15 protein-coding genes and 4 tRNA genes are annotated in these 15,868 nt (G+C 56.6%); 11 read left to right on the plus strand and 8 right to left on the minus strand.

The window, feature by feature from the left end; all coding sequences use genetic code 11:
- Nucleotide 1: 1 nt before the first annotated feature.
- The 3 genes from HBN68_RS10885 to thiO are packed head-to-tail and all read left to right on the plus strand — an operon-like array spanning nucleotide 2 to nucleotide 2,088.
- Nucleotides 2-541 carry a PilX N-terminal domain-containing pilus assembly protein gene (locus tag HBN68_RS10885; RefSeq protein WP_262373504.1) on the plus strand — a complete coding sequence of 180 codons (540 nt, stop codon included), beginning with the start codon at nucleotides 2-4 and terminating at the stop codon, nucleotides 539-541.
- 11 nt (nucleotides 542-552) lie between these two features.
- Nucleotides 553-954 carry a type IV pilin protein gene (locus HBN68_RS10890; RefSeq protein WP_094995098.1) on the plus strand — a complete coding sequence of 134 codons (402 nt, stop codon included), beginning with the start codon at nucleotides 553-555 and terminating at the stop codon, nucleotides 952-954.
- A gap of 33 nt (nucleotides 955-987) precedes the next feature.
- Nucleotides 988-2,088: a glycine oxidase ThiO gene (thiO, locus tag HBN68_RS10895; RefSeq protein WP_169964047.1), complete on the plus strand. Its 1,101-nt coding sequence runs from the start codon at nucleotides 988-990 to the stop codon at nucleotides 2,086-2,088.
- A 52-nt stretch (nucleotides 2,089-2,140) separates the two neighbouring features.
- Here the strand turns inward: thiO and HBN68_RS10900 are convergent, their stop codons facing one another.
- Nucleotides 2,141-2,368 (minus strand): PP0621 family protein, encoded by a 228-nt coding sequence (locus tag HBN68_RS10900; RefSeq protein WP_094995096.1) that lies wholly within the window; start codon nucleotides 2,366-2,368, stop codon nucleotides 2,141-2,143.
- A gap of 117 nt (nucleotides 2,369-2,485) precedes the next feature.
- Nucleotides 2,486-3,499, minus strand: coding sequence for an outer membrane protein assembly factor BamD (locus HBN68_RS10905; protein ID WP_169964049.1), 1,014 nt, complete (start codon nucleotides 3,497-3,499; stop codon nucleotides 2,486-2,488).
- 148 nt (nucleotides 3,500-3,647) lie between these two features.
- Between HBN68_RS10905 and rluD the strand changes: the two genes are divergently transcribed.
- The 7 genes from rluD to HBN68_RS10940 all read left to right on the plus strand — a co-directional run bounded on the left by rluD (nucleotide 3,648) and on the right by HBN68_RS10940 (nucleotide 8,769).
- Entirely contained in the window at nucleotides 3,648-4,610 is a 963-nt protein-coding gene (gene rluD, locus HBN68_RS10910; protein WP_047279261.1) for a 23S rRNA pseudouridine(1911/1915/1917) synthase RluD, read from the plus strand.
- Nucleotides 4,607-5,341, plus strand: a complete 735-nt coding sequence (gene pgeF / locus HBN68_RS10915) for a peptidoglycan editing factor PgeF (RefSeq protein ID WP_169964051.1) — start codon at nucleotides 4,607-4,609, stop codon at nucleotides 5,339-5,341. Before rluD ends, pgeF begins: the two co-directional genes overlap by 4 nt.
- Nucleotides 5,342-5,461: 120 nt before the next feature.
- Nucleotides 5,462-8,026 carry an ATP-dependent chaperone ClpB gene (clpB, locus tag HBN68_RS10920; RefSeq protein WP_094995093.1) on the plus strand — a complete coding sequence of 855 codons (2,565 nt, stop codon included), beginning with the start codon at nucleotides 5,462-5,464 and terminating at the stop codon, nucleotides 8,024-8,026.
- Between the two features lie 329 nt (nucleotides 8,027-8,355).
- A tRNA-Asn gene (locus tag HBN68_RS10925) sits at nucleotides 8,356-8,431 on the plus strand.
- 9 nt (nucleotides 8,432-8,440) lie between these two features.
- Nucleotides 8,441-8,517: transfer RNA gene (locus tag HBN68_RS10930), tRNA-Pro, on the plus strand.
- Nucleotides 8,518-8,522: 5 nt separating this feature from the next.
- Nucleotides 8,523-8,598, plus strand: a tRNA-Lys gene (locus tag HBN68_RS10935).
- Nucleotides 8,599-8,692: 94 nt separating this feature from the next.
- A tRNA-Pro gene (locus HBN68_RS10940) sits at nucleotides 8,693-8,769 on the plus strand.
- A 166-nt stretch (nucleotides 8,770-8,935) separates the two neighbouring features.
- Here HBN68_RS10940 and HBN68_RS10945 read toward each other — a convergent pair.
- Both HBN68_RS10945 and glsA read right to left on the minus strand, forming a co-directional pair.
- Nucleotides 8,936-10,465 (minus strand): amino acid permease, encoded by a 1,530-nt coding sequence (locus HBN68_RS10945; protein ID WP_094994980.1) that lies wholly within the window; start codon nucleotides 10,463-10,465, stop codon nucleotides 8,936-8,938.
- Nucleotides 10,466-10,485: 20 nt separating this feature from the next.
- On the minus strand, nucleotides 10,486-11,430 hold the full coding sequence (gene glsA / locus HBN68_RS10950; RefSeq protein WP_094994981.1) for a glutaminase A: 945 nt from the start codon (nucleotides 11,428-11,430) through the stop codon (nucleotides 10,486-10,488).
- A 168-nt stretch (nucleotides 11,431-11,598) separates the two neighbouring features.
- Here glsA and HBN68_RS10955 point away from each other — a divergent pair, with 168 nt between their 5' ends.
- Complete coding sequence (locus tag HBN68_RS10955; RefSeq protein WP_169964053.1) at nucleotides 11,599-12,996, plus strand: glutamate decarboxylase; 1,398 nt, start codon at nucleotides 11,599-11,601, stop codon at nucleotides 12,994-12,996.
- 74 nt (nucleotides 12,997-13,070) lie between these two features.
- Here the strand turns inward: HBN68_RS10955 and HBN68_RS10960 are convergent, their stop codons facing one another.
- From HBN68_RS10960 to HBN68_RS10975, 4 genes are all read right to left on the minus strand, one after another.
- Nucleotides 13,071-14,372 (minus strand): NAD(P)/FAD-dependent oxidoreductase, encoded by a 1,302-nt coding sequence (locus tag HBN68_RS10960; protein WP_169964055.1) that lies wholly within the window; start codon nucleotides 14,370-14,372, stop codon nucleotides 13,071-13,073.
- 66 nt (nucleotides 14,373-14,438) lie between these two features.
- The gene (locus tag HBN68_RS10965; protein WP_047273641.1) at nucleotides 14,439-14,612 is read right to left on the minus strand and encodes a DUF3094 family protein; all 174 of its coding nucleotides are present in this window, start codon (nucleotides 14,610-14,612) and stop codon (nucleotides 14,439-14,441) included.
- A gap of 55 nt (nucleotides 14,613-14,667) precedes the next feature.
- Nucleotides 14,668-15,195, minus strand: coding sequence for an MOSC domain-containing protein (locus tag HBN68_RS10970; protein ID WP_169964057.1), 528 nt, complete (start codon nucleotides 15,193-15,195; stop codon nucleotides 14,668-14,670).
- The gene (locus HBN68_RS10975; RefSeq protein WP_094994986.1) at nucleotides 15,192-15,821 is read right to left on the minus strand and encodes a DUF1780 domain-containing protein; all 630 of its coding nucleotides are present in this window, start codon (nucleotides 15,819-15,821) and stop codon (nucleotides 15,192-15,194) included. The genes HBN68_RS10970 and HBN68_RS10975 overlap by 4 nt, the downstream gene beginning before the upstream one ends.
- Nucleotides 15,822-15,868: the final 47 nt, after the last annotated feature.

Here is a 15,868-nt window from a genome sequence, read left to right on the forward strand (position 1 = left end):
TATGCTGCCAGTGTTAGGGACGCAAAAAGGAATGGTGCTGTTGGTCAGCTTGGTATTTTTGATGCTGCTGGGGTTTTTGGGGCTATCTGCGATGGAAAGCGCCGCGCAGCAAGAAAAAATGGCGGGAGCAATACGGGTCGCCAATCAGTCATTTCAGGGGGCTGAAGCGGCGATGCATAGAGGGGAATCGTGGCTGCATGGGCAATGGCCAGGCATGACGGAGTGCAACACACCGACGCGCTGCGCTCCGCCAGCAGAAGTACGTACTCGACGGTCACCGGGGTTAGATCCTCAGTCAGGTATTAACTGGATGCAAACTGAGCATGGCTTGTATGGCATCCAGTTTCTGGGGCTTAGCATCCCGCGTTCAGCGTCCGAAACGAGCGGTTCTGTCTATTTGTATCGAATAACAGGGATTGGTCTGCGAGCTCAATCCCGGACGGTGCTCGAAACCCTTTATGCCCGCCACCAGATGGCGCAAGGGGAGGGGGCAGTTCCTGTTCAACGCTTTCGTCGGGTCATGTGGCGACAAATTCAATAGGAAGTGTATGCATGTTTAGGCCCACAGCAGGTTTTACCATGATCGAAATGATGATCGTGGTGGCGATCACCGGTATCCTTGGCGCCTTTGTTTATCAGCTTTACAGCGATTACATAAAGCGCGTGCACCGTTCTCAAATCGTGGTGTTGCTCTCTGAGCAAGCCCAAAGTCTAGAGCGGTTCTATACGAAAAACGGGTTATATAGCGGTCTGCCGGACATCAGTGCCGGCAATGACAACTACAGCATTACGTCAGACCTTTTAGACCATGCTTTTTTACTGACGGCTATACGGAAGGACGGCTCGCCCATGGCGAATGATTCGTGTGGGAACTACACGTTGGCGCATACCGGTCTGACAGCGATAACCCAGGCGGCCCCGGGCCTCACCGCACAGCAGTGTTGGGGGCGCTGACCTATTACTTTTGAATAAGGGCTGGACTGATAGATGGCTAGGCACCAACGGGTAGTGATTGTCGGAGGCGGAGTAATCGGCCTGCTGACTGCGTTTAATCTGGCCGCAGAAGTCGATCAGGTAATTCTGCTGGAGCGCGGTGGTGTCGGTCAGGAGTCTTCCTGGGCGGGCGGCGGGATCGTTTCGCCGCTTTATCCATGGCGTTACACCCCGGCCGTAACAGCGCTGGCCCACTGGTCCCAGGATTTTTACCCGCATTTGGCTGAACGTTTGTTGGTGACTACCGGGCTGGATCCGCAAGTGCATACGACGGGTCTTTACTGGCTTGATCTGGACGACGAGGCTCAAGCCCTGGCGTGGGCCCGGCAAGCTGGCAGGCCTTTGAGTTCGGTAGATATTGCGTCGGTCGAGAGCCATGTGCCGGTATTGGGCAGCGGTTTTTCCCGTGCTATTTACATGAAGGACGTGGCGAATGTACGGAATCCGCGGTTGGTTAAGTCACTAAAAGCGGCTCTGCAAGCGATGCCCAATGTCTCGGTCCACGAACAATCCGAGGTTCTGGGTTTTGTCAGGGAGGGAGAGCGGATTACGGGCGTCAATACGGTTAAAGGCTCCATATTGGGTGATGCCGTGGTATTGGCTGCCGGGGCCTGGAGTGGTGAACTGCTCAAGCTTTTGGATCTTGAGTTGCCCGTCGAGCCGGTCAAAGGCCAAATGATTTTGTACAAATGCGCTACGGATTTCTTGTCATGCATGGTGTTGGCGAACGGCCGCTACGCCATTCCACGTCGCGATGGCCATATCCTGATTGGTAGTACGCTGGAGCACGAGGGGTTCGACAAGACCCCAACCCAGAACGCGCTCGAGAGCTTGAAGGCGTCGGCCGTGGCGTTGATTCCCGCATTGGCGGATGCCGAGCCCGTTGCGCATTGGGCCGGATTGCGTCCGGGATCACCGCAGGGCATCCCGTATATCGGGCCGGTTCCCGGCTTAGAAGGGCTCTGGCTGAACTGCGGGCATTACCGCAATGGGTTGGTATTGGCGCCAGCATCGTGCCAGTTGTTTGCAGATTTGATGCTGGAGCGCACACCTATCATTGACCCGGCTCCGTACGCCCCTGCAGGGCGACTCTGAATAATTGCGTCTGCCTGGCAGCCTTGTGTTGCCAGGCTGAGACAGCAGTTGCTCAGCCTTTACTTGGGCCTTGCTCCAAATGGTTTTGGGTGCAATACCATTCTTGCCGTTGGCTCAGGGCGCGATCCCGGGGCAAGTGAACACCGCAATGGGCACAGCGCACCATCGGTTGGGCGCTGGGGGTACCCGGTTTTTGGGTGGTTGTAAGGCCCGATTTGTATTTGCGCCACAACCACACACCCGCAGCAATCAAGGCAACCCAGATCAGTAAACGAAACATGGCTCATCGCTATTTGAGAAAAGATGCGCCAGTTTAGCCAAGGACCTGTAAAGCGCCCAGCAACAAATGCGACGCAAAAAAAAGAGCCCCGGAAGGCTCTTTTTTTGGGTTTGACGATTAGTCGAAAAGACCGAAGGTCATGTAGCTGAACCATGAGCGGCTGGTGTCTTCCGTCTCTGGCGCTTCGATGATATTACCGTCGGCATCTTTAGGTTTCAGCTCGGCAGGAATGGCATCTTTTGCATCCTGGAATTGCTTCTGCACGTCCTGGTTGGCGCGGGTTTCACCCGGTGGCAGAGGCGTACTGGATTCAATCAGGCCCAACGTTGCCTTGCTCAACCACGAGCGGTTGTCGGCTTCGGACACTTGAGGCACAAACTGACCGTCAACCAGGCTTGGGTGGTTCGGGTAGTTGTCTTTGAGCACTTCGAGGCTGGTGTCAGCCAGTTTGTCGAGGTGCAGGCGCTGGTAAGACTCAACCATCACTGCCAGGCCGTCAGCGACCGAGGGCGTTTCCTGGAAGTTTTCAACCACGTACCGGCCACGGTTGGCCGACGCCACATAGGCCTGACGGGTCAGGTAGTAGTGCGCCACGTGGATTTCGTACGCAGCCAGCAGGTTGCGCAGATAAATCATGCGCTGCTTGGCATCCGGGGCGTAGCGGCTGTTGGGGAAGCGGCTGGTGAGCTGGGCAAACTCGTTATACGAGTCACGGGCCGCACCGGGGTCACGCTTGGTCATGTCCAGCGGCAGAAAGCGCGCCAGCAGGCCAACGTCCTGGTCAAACGAAGTCAGGCCTTTGAGGTAGTAGGCGTAATCAACGTTCGGGTGCTGGGGGTGCAGGCGGATAAACCGCTCTGCGGCGGACTTGGCAGCTTCCGGCTCGGAGTTTTTATAGTAGGCGTAGATCAGTTCAAGCTGAGCCTGGTCGGCATAGCGGCCGAACGGGTAGCGTGACTCAAGTGCCTTCAGTTTGGCGGTTGCACTGGTATAGCTGTGGTTGTCCAGATCGGCCTGTGCCTGCTGGTACAGCTCGACTTCGCTGAGGTTTTCGTCAACGACTTCCTTTGTCGACGAGCAAGCGGCGGTCAGTGCGAGGATGGCGATCAGCAGCAGGTGTCTCACTTGCATGGCGGCTTGCGTCCCTATGACGGCCGCTGTCTTGGGCGAGGCCGTCCTGTTATGATGAGCGCCCCGTGAAAAGCCTCGGGGCAAAAGACGCCGTATTTAACCACAAGCGCGCAGCCGAAACCAAAGGCTTGGCGCCGTCCTGATGAGCATGTCCGAGAAAATACTACTTCGCGCAGAGGTGCCGTCCGAATTGGGCGGCCAACGCCTCGATCAAGTCGCCGCACAATTATTCGCTGAGCACTCGCGCTCGCGCCTTTCCGCCTGGATCAAAGACGGCCGCCTCACTGTGGACGGAGACGTCATACGTCCCCGTGACATCGTGCATGGTGGCGCCATCTTGGAGCTGACTGCAGAGCAGGAAGCCCAGGGTGAGTGGATCGCCCAGGACATTCCCCTCGACATCGTTTACGAAGACGATGACATCCTAGTGATCAACAAACCTGCGGGTTTGGTGGTGCACCCGGCTGCGGGGCATGCTGATGGCACTTTGCTCAATGCGTTGCTGCACCACGTACCGGACATTATTAATGTGCCGCGTGCGGGGATCGTGCATCGCCTCGACAAAGACACCACGGGTTTGATGGTGGTCGCCAAGACCATTCAGGCGCAGACGCAGTTGGTTGCTCAATTGCAGAGCCGCAGTGTCAGCCGGATTTATGAGTGCATTGTTATCGGTGTCGTCACCGCCGGGGGCAAGATCGATGCGCCCATCGGCCGTCACGGCCAGCAACGCCAGCGCATGGCGGTAATGGAAGGTGGCAAGCAAGCGGTGAGTCATTACCGCGTGCTTGAGCGCTTCCGTTCCCACACCCATGTGCGCGTTAAGCTGGAAACCGGGCGTACGCACCAGATCCGTGTGCATATGTCTCACATTAACTTCCCGTTGGTCGGAGACCCTGCCTACGGCGGTCGTTTCCGTATCCCGCCGGCAGCCAGTGTAACCATGGTCGAGTCCTTGAAAAACTTCCCGCGTCAGGCGCTGCATGCGCGTTTCCTGGAGCTGGATCATCCGACGACCGGTAAACGCATGAGCTGGGAATCTCCGCTGCCTGACGATTTTGTCTGGTTGTTGACGCTGCTTAAGCAAGACCGCGAGGCGTTCATCGGATGAGCGCGTTCCTGATCCCTGACTGGCCTGCGCCGGCAGGCATCAGGGCCTGCGTAACCACCCGTGCGGGCGGCGTCAGTCAGGCGCCGTTCGACAGCTTCAATCTTGGCGATCATGTCGACGACGATCCGCATGCCGTTGCTCTGAATCGCCAGCACCTGACCCGCACCTGTCGCGTACAGCCCGCCTGGCTTAGCCAGGTCCACGGGGTTGTGGTTGCGCCTGCCGATCCCTCGCAGATCGTTGAGGCGGATGCCAGTTGGACTTCAACGCCGGGCATTGCGTGCACGGTTATGACGGCCGACTGCCTGCCTGCCCTGTTCTGCAACCGTGCGGGTACGCGCGTGGCTGCAGCGCATGCAGGCTGGCGCGGGCTGGCAGCCGGGGTGCTTGAAGCTGCGGCACGTAGCCTTCATGTTGAGCCTCAGGACATAGTGGTCTGGCTTGGTCCGGCCATTGGCCCCAAGGCATTTGAGGTCGGTGGCGAGGTGCGTGATGTTTTTATTAACGACATGCCCCAAGCCGCCTCGGCGTTCGTGCCAAGCACTCATCCCGGTCGCTATATGGCTGATATCTATGAGCTGGCGCGCCTGCGTCTGGCGCGTTGCGGTATTGATGCCGTGTACGGCGGCGGGTTTTGCACGGTGACCGACCCGCGTTTCTTTTCCTACCGCCGCAGCCCGCGTACGGGTCGCTTCGCTTCACTGGTCTGGATCGAAACACCGTCCAGCTGATCTGTGTCATTTGTCATACGCTTGAAACTCCCAGAATTGCCCGCATCTACTAAGGTATCTGGCAGGTTTCTTCATTCAGGAGTTTCCATCCCTCCGGCCTGCTCATAAGGAAGGTGACGAATGCGTATAGATAGATTAACCAGCAAGTTGCAATTGGCATTGTCCGATGCTCAGTCATTGGCTGTCGGCCATGATCATCCGGCGATTGAGCCAGCGCACTTGATGCAGGCATTGCTGGAGCAGCAGGGCGGCTCGATCAAGCCATTGCTGATGCAAGTCGGTTTCGATGTAAACAGCCTGCGTAAAGAGCTGACCAAAGAGCTCGATCAACTGCCAAAAATTCAGAATCCGACCGGCGACGTCAACATGTCGCAGGATTTGGCGCGTCTGTTGAATCAGGCGGACCGTCTGGCGCAACAAAAAGGCGATCAGTACATCACCAGCGAAGTCGTATTGCTGGCCGCCATGGACGAAAACAGCAAGTTGGGCAAGTTGTTGCTGGGGCAGGGCGTTAGCAAAAAAGCGCTTGAAAACGCCATCAATAATTTGCGCGGCGGTGAAGCCGTCAATGACCCCAATGCTGAAGAGTCCCGTCAGGCGTTAGACAAATACACCATTGACCTGACCAAGCGCGCCGAAGAAGGCAAGCTCGATCCGGTGATTGGTCGTGACGATGAAATTCGCCGCACCATTCAAGTGCTGCAACGCCGGACCAAAAACAACCCGGTGTTGATCGGCGAGCCTGGTGTGGGTAAAACCGCGATTGCCGAAGGTCTGGCTCAGCGCATCATTAACGGCGAAGTGCCTGATGGCCTTAAAGGCAAACGTCTGTTGTCGCTGGATATCGGTGCTCTGATTGCAGGTGCCAAGTTCCGGGGTGAATTCGAGGAGCGCCTGAAAGCGCTGCTGAACGAGCTGTCTAAACAGGAAGGTCAAATCATCCTGTTCATTGACGAACTGCATGTCATGGTCGGCGCCGGTAAAGGCGAAGGAGCCATGGATGCGGGCAATATGCTCAAGCCAGCGTTGGCGCGGGGCGAGTTGCATTGCGTGGGTGCAACCACGCTCAACGAGTACCGTCAGTACATTGAAAAGGATGCTGCCCTTGAGCGCCGCTTCCAGAAAGTACTGGTCGACGAGCCAAGCGAAGAAGACACCATCGCGATCCTGCGGGGCTTGAAAGAGCGTTATGAAGTGCACCACAAAGTCGCGATTACGGACGGTGCCATTATTGCAGCGGCCAAGCTGAGCCATCGCTACATCACGGATCGGCAGTTGCCTGACAAAGCGATTGACCTGATTGACGAAGCTGCCAGCCGCATTCGCATGGAAATCGACTCCAAGCCTGAAGTGCTGGACCGTCTGGAGCGCCGCCTGATTCAGTTAAAGGTTGAAGCGCAGGCGCTGAAGAAAGAAGAAGACGAGGCTGCGAAAAAACGGCTCGAAAAATTGCAGGAAGAAATTGAGCGCCACGAGCGTGAATATTCTGACCTCGAAGAAATCTGGACTTCGGAAAAAGCCGAAGTGCAGGGCTCTGCCCAGATCCAGCAAAAGATCGAGCAAGCCCGCCAGGAACTCGAAGTGGCACGTCGCAGCGGTAATCTCAACCGCATGGCCGAGTTGCAGTACGGGATCATCCCGGATCTGGAACGCAGCCTGCAAATGGTTGATGAGCACAGCAAGACTGAGAACCAGTTGTTGCGCAGCAAGGTGACTGAGGAAGAGATCGCTGAAGTTGTGTCGAAATGGACCGGTATTCCTGTGTCCAAAATGCTCGAAGGGGAGCGCGACAAGTTGATGAAGATGGAAAGCTTGCTGCACGAGCGCGTGATTGGTCAGGACGAGGCCGTGGTGGCCGTGTCCAATGCCGTGCGTCGCTCACGTGCTGGCTTAAGTGATCCGAATCGCCCAAGCGGCTCGTTTATGTTCCTTGGCCCAACCGGTGTGGGTAAAACCGAGTTGTGCAAGGCGTTGGCCGAGTTCCTCTTTGATACTGAAGAGGCGATGGTGCGAATCGACATGTCCGAGTTCATGGAGAAACATTCCGTGGCTCGACTGATCGGTGCTCCACCAGGCTATGTGGGTTATGAAGAAGGTGGCTATCTGACCGAGGCCGTACGGCGTAAGCCTTACTCGGTGATCCTGCTGGATGAGGTTGAGAAGGCTCACCCGGACGTCTTCAACGTGTTGCTGCAAGTGCTTGAAGATGGCCGGTTGACTGACAGCCACGGTCGCACGGTTGACTTCCGCAATACCGTGATCGTGATGACCTCCAACCTGGGCTCTGCACAGATCCAGGAGTTGGTGGGCGATCGTGAGGCGCAACGTGCGGCAGTGATGGATGCGGTGAGTACTCACTTCCGTCCGGAGTTTGTGAACCGGATCGACGAAGTGGTGATCTTCGAGCCTCTGGCCCGTGATCAGATCGCTGGCATTGCCGAGATCCAGTTGGGTCGCCTGCGCAGCCGTCTGGCTGAACGCGACCTGAGCCTGGAGCTGAGCCAGGAGGCTCTGGATAAGTTGATTGCGGTTGGTTACGACCCTGTGTATGGCGCGCGTCCTCTGAAACGTGCAATCCAGCGCTGGATCGAAAACCCGCTGGCACAACTGATTCTCTCGGGTCAGTTCCTGCCGGGAACCACCGTGGTTGCCAGCGTCAAAGACGACGAAATCGTCTTTGCATAAGGCCTGTTATCGGTGCTTTGAAAGGGGCCTCGCAGTGCGAGGCCCCTTTTTTTGGTTTTTTTTACATAGGGTGTTGATCTGTAAGGAAAACGCGAGTAAAGTGCGCCCCGCAGTCAGTCACCCGCAACGACAACTTGGCCCAAACCAAGGCGTCGGTTAGAAGAGCTAAATCATTGTCTTCTAACGAAAAAAAAGGGTTGACAAGGGTTTTAAAGGTTGTAAAATGGCCCGCCTCAGAGACGACAACGCAGAGATGCGCTGAATTCAACGAGAATTGCAAAGAGTTACAAAGTAGTATTGCAACACCGTTGTAGATTGAAATATGTAGTTCCGCGATAGCTCAGTTGGTAGAGCAAATGACTGTTAATCATTGGGTCCCTGGTTCGAGTCCAGGTCGTGGAGCCATTTTCAAGCCGGGGTATAGCGCAGTCCGGTAGCGCGCCTGCTTTGGGAGCAGGATGTCAGGAGTTCGAATCCCCTTACCCCGACCATTTTTGGGTCGTTAGCTCAGTTGGTAGAGCAGTTGGCTTTTAACCAATTGGTCGTAGGTTCGAATCCCACACGACCCACCATTTTTGGCTCCAGTTCGCTGGGGTTAGATCTTAAGATCAGAGGCCAAAAGCGCTGATCGCAGAAGGCGCCTCTTTGAAGGTGCCTTTTTTTTACCGGGGTATAGCGCAGTCCGGTAGCGCGCCTGCTTTGGGAGCAGGATGTCAGGAGTTCGAATCCCCTTACCCCGACCATTTTCTGCCCGGCAGTAATGGGTGTAGAAAATAAGGTGCTAATGCCAGTTGCATTAGCTGCCATGAAAAAAGCGTCCTTAGGGACGCTTTTTTTTTGCTCATGAATTTATCGTGATGCCGTGTCGGTGCTCTGTAACTGTGACAAACCCTGGGCACCCCGGGCCGATCAGGTTTTAGCGGCTTTGTCGTCGGCATCCTGCAAATCCTGCAAAGCTGCCGAATATTGATCTGCCTCGGCCTTCGGCACCATCTGCCATGAGGGTTTGCGCAGGGCATAGAAGACAAACGGCGGGGCGCCTGCCACGATCAATCCCAGCAACAAAATCCCTGCGTATTCAAAAAACGGCATGCTGCTGAAGTTATTCGGTGGAATAAAACCGAAGATCAAGGCCACGCACGTTGAAAACAACCCCAGGTAGCACCAGCCATGCAGCCCCTTGAGCACGTAACCACGTTTAACAGTGGGCTGGGTTTTGCGTAGCTTCATGGCGGACATAAACATGAATACGTAAATGATCAGGTACATCAATGCCGCCATGGCGCTGATCATCCAGAACGCATCGGATACGTTGTCGATGAAGATGTAAATCGTCGAAAGCAACGTGACGATAATGGCCTGTAAATACAAAATGTTTTTTTGCACGCCTTTGCTGTTCACTTTTTGCATCACCGGTGGAAGCATTCCCGCCTTACCCACAAACAGCAGGCCGGTGGAGGGTCCGGCCGTCCACGCGAGTACGCCGCCCAATGCGCCAATGATCAGCAAAATGGCCATGATAGGCGTGGCCCAAGGCATGTTGAACCCTTCGAAGAAGGCTGCGTATGCCTGAATAACGCCCGCAGTCAGGCTCGTCGAATCCGCCGGCACGACCAATGAAATCGCCACAGTCGGCGGGATGAACACCAGCAGAATCATAAAAAAGGCTAGCAGAATGGCGCGTGGCATTTCTTTTTGCGGGTTACGCAATTCGCGCGCGTGAATGGCGTTCATTTCGATACCGGCAAAGGCCAGGAAGTTACTCACAATCAACACCAGGCCAGTGATGGCGCCGGTGAATTCACGCCACAAATCCGGATGCAGATTGTGCGCGCCGGTTTTGACGGTGGAGTGTGTGTCGAAGATGGCCGGAATCAATGCATCCCAGGTCAGAGGTGCAGCCGATTTGTGCCCCAGCACCAGCCAGGCCACGCCCAGCAGAACCAGTAAAGCGGCGGGCAGGGCCGTACCCAGAAGCATGAACCACGACGTCAGCTTGGACAGGGTTGTCAGCCCGTTAAGGGCAACAAACGTCGACAACCAATACAGAACAATGATGACCGCAGCCGTGAACACCCCGCTCTTGGCCAGTTCAGGGTTGATCAGGTAGGCCATGGTACTGGCACCGAACCCAAGCACAATCGGGTACCAGACCACCACTTGTATCCACATGAACCACATGATGAAAAAGCCGGGGCGGTCGCCGTAAGCTTGCCTGACCCAGCCATAGATGCCTCCGTTCCAGCCGGTTCCCAGTTCAGAGGCGACCAGTGAGACCGGGATGAAAAACAGCAGCGCCGGGATGACATAGAGAAAAATTGAACCCAGGCCGTAAACCGCCATGCTTGGCAATGAGCGGATACTGGCAACAGCCGCAACCATCATGAAACAGATGGTTAACCATGACATGTAAGTTTTAGCTTTACTGGTGGTAGCCATATTGCCTCCCTTCTTGCGCGTCAGTGCAGCAGGCTCAAATTGAGCGTGCGGCTAAGGTGTTCAGCAGCCAGTTGGCCACGAACGCTGTTGCCCGCAACATCCAGCGGCGGGGCAAATGCTGCAATCGCGCAGACCCCCGGAACCACCGCGAGAATCCCGCCGCCAACCCCGCTTTTGCCAGGTAGCCCCACCTTGTAATACCAGTCGCCCGTCGTGTCATAGAGGCCATTCATGGTCATTTCAGCCAGAATGGGCGCCACGGTTTTGGCAGCGATCACCTGCTTGTACGTCACGGGGTTGACCCCGCCATTGGCCAGTGTTGCTCCCATCGTGACCAAGTCATGGCAGGTGATCGCAACCGAGCACTGGCGGGTATACACATCGCACACCTCCATCGGGTCGGCATACATATAGCCGTAGCTTTGAAGCAGCCAGGCAATGCCGCGATTGTGCTGATTGGTCGAGGCTTCAGAGGCGTACACCTCTTCATTGACGACCAGATCGCGTCCGGCAAAAGCGTTGTACGTGGAGTGAATTTGCGTCCAGCGCTGGGTCGAATTCTCGGCCTTGAGCAGGCTGACCGTTGCCATGGCCCCGGCGTTGACGAAGGGATTGAGCGGTCGTCCTTTGTGCAGCTCTAGTGCCACAACAGAGTTGAAAGGTTCGCCGGTCGGATCGCAGCCAATTTTGCTGCGCAAGGATTGCGGCCCGATGTCATCCAGTACATGGGCGAGGGTAAACACCTTTGAAATCGACTCGATGGCAAAGGCGTAATCGGTGTCGCCGACCTCGGCATGGGTGCCGTCACAAAACATGATGCTGATGCCGAACAGATTGGCAGGGACAGACGCCAGGTACGGAATGTAACTGGCGTTTTTTCCGTGGTGATTGCTGGCAAAACGTTGATGGGCTTCGTGCAGTGCGTGGGTCACTGATCCGTCAACCGTGAGAGGTTGTGTTTTCATTGCGCTCGCTCCGTGCGTACGTTGAGTCGCCGGGAACTATAGGACGGAATTTCCGGACATGCCCGCAGGCAGGGCAAAGTCAAAATGCTTGTCTATGCTCTTAGCCCAACGCTGAGCCAGTGAAGAGGAGGTCGGCCAGCCAAGGTCCATTATTCAAGGAGAGCTCCCATGGCGCTGCACCGCATCAAACGTCATACCGGCACTGATCCTGTCTTTGGTTCTTCGGCATTGGCTCATGCCGCGGCTACCAAACGTTTTCCCGACGCCGAGCAGGCTGCGCGTGAGGTTTATCAGCTTGTGCACGACGAGCTGTATCTGGACGGCAACGCCCGCCAAAACCTCGCGACGTTCTGCCAGACCTGGGAAGAGGATGAAGTGCACAAGCTCATGGACCTGTCTATCGACAAGAACATGATCGACAAGGACGAATACCCTCAATCCGCCGAACTCGAAAGCCGCTGCATTCACATGCTGGCGGATCTGTGGCATTCGCCGTCGGCTGCAACCACCATCGGTACGTCGACAGTCGGTTCCAGCGAGGCCTGCATGTTGGGCGGGCTGGCAGCATTGTGGCGTTGGCGGGCCGCTCGCAAAGCAGCGGGCAAACAGGCCACGACACCGAATATGGTCTGCGGGCCGGTGCAAGTGTGCTGGCACAAATTTGCGCGTTACTGGGATGTTGAAATCCGCGAGGTGCCCATGTCGGACGGGCAATGGTTCATGACGCCAGAGGACATGCTCGAGCGCGTCGATGAAAACACCATTGTTGTGGTGCCGACCTTTGGTCAAACCTTTACCGGCCTGTATGAAACCGTGAAGCCGTTGTCCGATGCGCTGGACGATCTGGAAAAGCGCAAGGGCCTGAACGTTGCCCTTCATGTAGACGGCGCCAGTGGCGCCATGCTTGCGCCGTTTTGCGCGCCGGATATTGAGTGGGATTTTCGTTTGTCGCGGGTGAAATCCATCAGCACTTCCGGGCACAAGTTCGGGCTCGCGCCCTTGGGGGCGGGGTGGGTCGTGTGGCGGGATGTGCAGGATCTTCCGGAAGGGCTGATATTCCACGTGAATTATCTTGGGGGCGATATGCCGACTTTCGCCCTTAATTTTTCCCGCCCGGCCGGGCAGATCATCGCCCAGTACTACAACTTTTTACGCCTGGGCCGTGAAGGGTATGAACGCATTCACTCGGCGTGTTACGAAACGGCGCAATTTTTGGCCCGTGAACTGGTGAAAATCGGGCCGTTTGAAATGCTCTATAACGGCGACCCTCAATTGGGCATCCCGGCGCTGACCTGGCGATTAAAACCCGGCGTTGAAACCCATTTCTCGCTTTACGATCTGGCAGACCGTTTGCGGGTGAGGGGCTGGCTTGTACCGGCGTACAGCCTTCCGGCCAACGTTGAAAACGTCGTTGTACAACGGATTCTGGTGCGTCAGGGGCTGTCGATCGACATGGCTAAATTGCTGTTGGCGGACTTTGAGCGGGACATCAAGTTCTTTGACGAGCATGCGCCACACGGTTTCAAAGGCCGTGAAGCTGAAGCGGGGAATCACGCAGGACGCTGATTTGTCCGAACTGCCGCAGGCTGCGAGTCTTACCCGCGCAGCCTGCGGTTATTGCACACAAATTTAAAGCCGGATTAGTGCAGTTTCAGACGCGGTTCAGTGCCGCGTCCGATCCGACTGCCCAGTATCAGCATCAACGTTCGGAACGTGCCGTAGAGCGCCATTTGGTGCATACGGTACAACGAGATATAGAACATCCGCGCCAGCCAGCCCTCCAGCATGACTGTGCCCATCAGGCTGCCCATCAAGTTACCCACAGCCGAGAAACTCGACAGCGAGATCAGCGAACCGTAATCGCGGTAGTGGTAATCGGGCAGGTCAGATTTGCCTTCAAGGCGCATTTTTAGCGATTTGGCCAGCAGCGATGCCTGTTGATGAGCCGCTTGCGCGCGAGGCGGCACCATCCGGTCAGTGCCCGGTTGCGGGCAGGCTGCGCAGTCACCGAAAGCAAAGATATTGTCATCGCGGGTGGTTTGCAGGGTTGGGCGCACGACCAGTTGATTGATACGGTTTGTCTCCAGCCCCGCAATGTCCTGCAAGAAGCCTGGTGCACGAATGCCCGCGGCCCACACCTTCAAGCTTGCAGGAATCACCTGGCCTTCTTTGGTGATCAGGCTATCAGCGGTCACTTCGCTCACGGCCGAATTAGTCAGGACAGTAACGCCCAGTTTTTCCAGGGTTTTATGCACAGGCCCGCCGATGCGCTCGGGCAGCGCCGGCAGTACGCGTGGCCCTGCCTCGATCACAGTGATGTGCATGTTTTCCGGCTTGATACGGTCCAGACCATACGCCGCCAGCTCATGGGCCGCATTGTGCAGCTCGGCCGCCAACTCAACACCCGTTGCCCCCGCACCCACGATGGCCACGCTGATGTTTTCAATGGTGTCTGTTTGCCCGGCGTGCGCACGCAGGTAATGGTTCAGCAATTGCTGGTGGAATTTTTCGGCTTGTTTGCGCGTGTCCAAAAACAGGCAATGCTCGGCTGCGCCTTTAGTGCCGAAGTCGTTGGTGGTGCTGCCGACTGCGATCACCAGGGTGTCATAGCTAAGCTCGCGGGCAGGCACCAGTTCTTCGCCTTTTTCGTCGAGGGTTGCCGACAATGAGATCTTTTTCAGCTCACGGTCCAGACCACTCATACGGCCTAGCTGGAACTCGAAGTGGTTCCATTTGGCTTGGGCGACGTAGTTGAGTTCGTCTTCGGAGGAGTTCAACGAACCGGCCGCTACTTCATGCAGCAGCGGTTTCCAGATATGGGTCAGGTTGGCATCGACCAGCGTCACGCTGGCTTTACCGCGTTTACCCAGGGTTTTGCCCAGGCGGGTCGCCAACTCCAGGCCGCCGGCGCCGCCGCCGACAATCACAATACGATGGGACATAGGTATCACTCACAAGGCTTGAAAAAAAATTCTGTGCCTGAGTCCCGTGGGCGAGCGCAATGCAGCTCATAGCGCCAGGTAACTCAGGAGGCGGCTCAAAAAGCCCAGACCGATCACCACAATCAGCACCACCCCAAGGAGCATCCACGGCCTGAAGGGCCGGCGCTCAACCTGGTGTTGTGGCAGTTGCAGGTACTCTTCGACACGCTGTTGGTCATCTGGTTTCAGGCGACTGGACATAGAGTTTGCCTCGTCAGATAGACGTTGCGGAATGTGTAAAAGCTACAGCAGAGCGTTAACCGGGATGAAATGAAGCATAGCCGTTGGGGCCCAAAGGCTCGACCCGCAGTTCGTCGTCTAGACGAATGATCCCGCTTTCTATAACCCTTGCGGTAATGCCCCCATGACCGCGTACCGCCTGGAATGTGCCAGCACCGAGCCGCAGCTCTAGCCGTGCACACGGCTGGCACCAACCGGTGGTCTCGAAGATCGCGCGCCCGATGCGGAAGCGTCGGCCTTTGAGGCTGAACAGATTGATCCCGCTGACCACGATATTGCGCCGCAAATCCTGAGGTAAAACGGGGTTTTCGGCGGGGCGCCCCAGCAAGGCGTTGATCACCGCCAAGTGTTCCCACTGAATCAAGGTAACTTGCCGCGCATTGCGCGCACCGGGCCGGGCATGATCGCCGGTCAGTCCGGCTTCGCGACGCGCTTCCACTGCATCGAGTACCACCAGGTCGGCGCGAGATTGCGGGCGCACGCCAATCCAGCGTACGCGCCCGGTTTGCGGTACTTCAGCAATCAACGCCTGCAAAGGACTCACAGGCTGATCCCGACATCGAAAATAATGCTGCGTCCCAAATTGCTGCGCAGAAAGTCCGGAGCGTGCGGCTGTGCAAACAACACCCTGGCAAACGTCGGGCCTACCAGCGACAGTGAGCGCCAGCCCATACGCAGGTACTCGGTAGGCGGCGGAAAGTGGCTATTGAGATCCAGTACTTCGCGCTTGAGGCTGGAAAACGCAATGATGTCCAACTGCCCCAGATCAATGTCGCGCTCACGGTAATTGGTGGCTTTTTTATGCAGTGTCGGCCCCAGCCGTTGCAGCAGTTTGCTGGCCGGAATGCGTTTAGGGCGAGCTTCACGGCGCACGAGCTGGCTCAGGGAGTAGGCATTGCGCCGCCGCTGCAACTCGTCGCGCCATTCATCACTGAGGCGTCGTCCTTCGTCGAGCACAAAAAAAACCTCAAACCGCGCATCGCGAAACAGCACGTCAGGCGGTTCTTGATCGGGCTGTGTGAAATCCTGCGTGTGGTAGCTGATGTTCAAGCCTTGCAGCAGGCGCTGGCAAACCCAACGCTCACGCTCCCACTTGCGGGCATTGGACAAAAAGGCATTGGCTTGCTCAGCCTGAATGGTTAACAGGCGTAAATAATCAGAGTCGTCCATAGGCGCAGCTTAGCCTCGAAACAGGTGTGACTGGAAGTGCGGGTGTA

It is taken from the genome of Pseudomonas sp. WS 5078, from assembly GCF_012985745.1.
Taxonomy (GTDB): Bacteria; Pseudomonadota; Gammaproteobacteria; order Pseudomonadales; family Pseudomonadaceae; genus Aquipseudomonas; species Aquipseudomonas lundensis_A.

Bases quoted from the DNA above. Each gene is read 5' to 3' on its own strand.
- HBN68_RS10885 (WP_262373504.1), top strand. From the start codon at position 2: ATGCTGCCAGTGTTAGGGACGCAAAAAGGAATGGTGCTGTTGGTCAGC.
- HBN68_RS10890 (WP_094995098.1), top strand. From the start codon at position 553: ATGTTTAGGCCCACAGCAGGTTTTACCATGATCGAAATGATGATCGTG.
- thiO (WP_169964047.1), top strand. From the start codon at position 988: ATGGCTAGGCACCAACGGGTAGTGATTGTCGGAGGCGGAGTAATCGGC.
- HBN68_RS10900 (WP_094995096.1), bottom strand. From the start codon at position 2,368: ATGTTTCGTTTACTGATCTGGGTTGCCTTGATTGCTGCGGGTGTGTGG.
- HBN68_RS10905 (WP_169964049.1), bottom strand. From the start codon at position 3,499: ATGCAAGTGAGACACCTGCTGCTGATCGCCATCCTCGCACTGACCGCC.
- rluD (WP_047279261.1), top strand. From the start codon at position 3,648: ATGTCCGAGAAAATACTACTTCGCGCAGAGGTGCCGTCCGAATTGGGC.
- pgeF (WP_169964051.1), top strand. From the start codon at position 4,607: ATGAGCGCGTTCCTGATCCCTGACTGGCCTGCGCCGGCAGGCATCAGG.
- clpB (WP_094995093.1), top strand. From the start codon at position 5,462: ATGCGTATAGATAGATTAACCAGCAAGTTGCAATTGGCATTGTCCGAT.
- HBN68_RS10945 (WP_094994980.1), bottom strand. From the start codon at position 10,465: ATGGCTACCACCAGTAAAGCTAAAACTTACATGTCATGGTTAACCATC.
- glsA (WP_094994981.1), bottom strand. From the start codon at position 11,430: ATGAAAACACAACCTCTCACGGTTGACGGATCAGTGACCCACGCACTG.
- HBN68_RS10955 (WP_169964053.1), top strand. From the start codon at position 11,599: ATGGCGCTGCACCGCATCAAACGTCATACCGGCACTGATCCTGTCTTT.
- HBN68_RS10960 (WP_169964055.1), bottom strand. From the start codon at position 14,372: ATGTCCCATCGTATTGTGATTGTCGGCGGCGGCGCCGGCGGCCTGGAG.
- HBN68_RS10965 (WP_047273641.1), bottom strand. From the start codon at position 14,612: ATGTCCAGTCGCCTGAAACCAGATGACCAACAGCGTGTCGAAGAGTAC.
- HBN68_RS10975 (WP_094994986.1), bottom strand. From the start codon at position 15,821: ATGGACGACTCTGATTATTTACGCCTGTTAACCATTCAGGCTGAGCAA.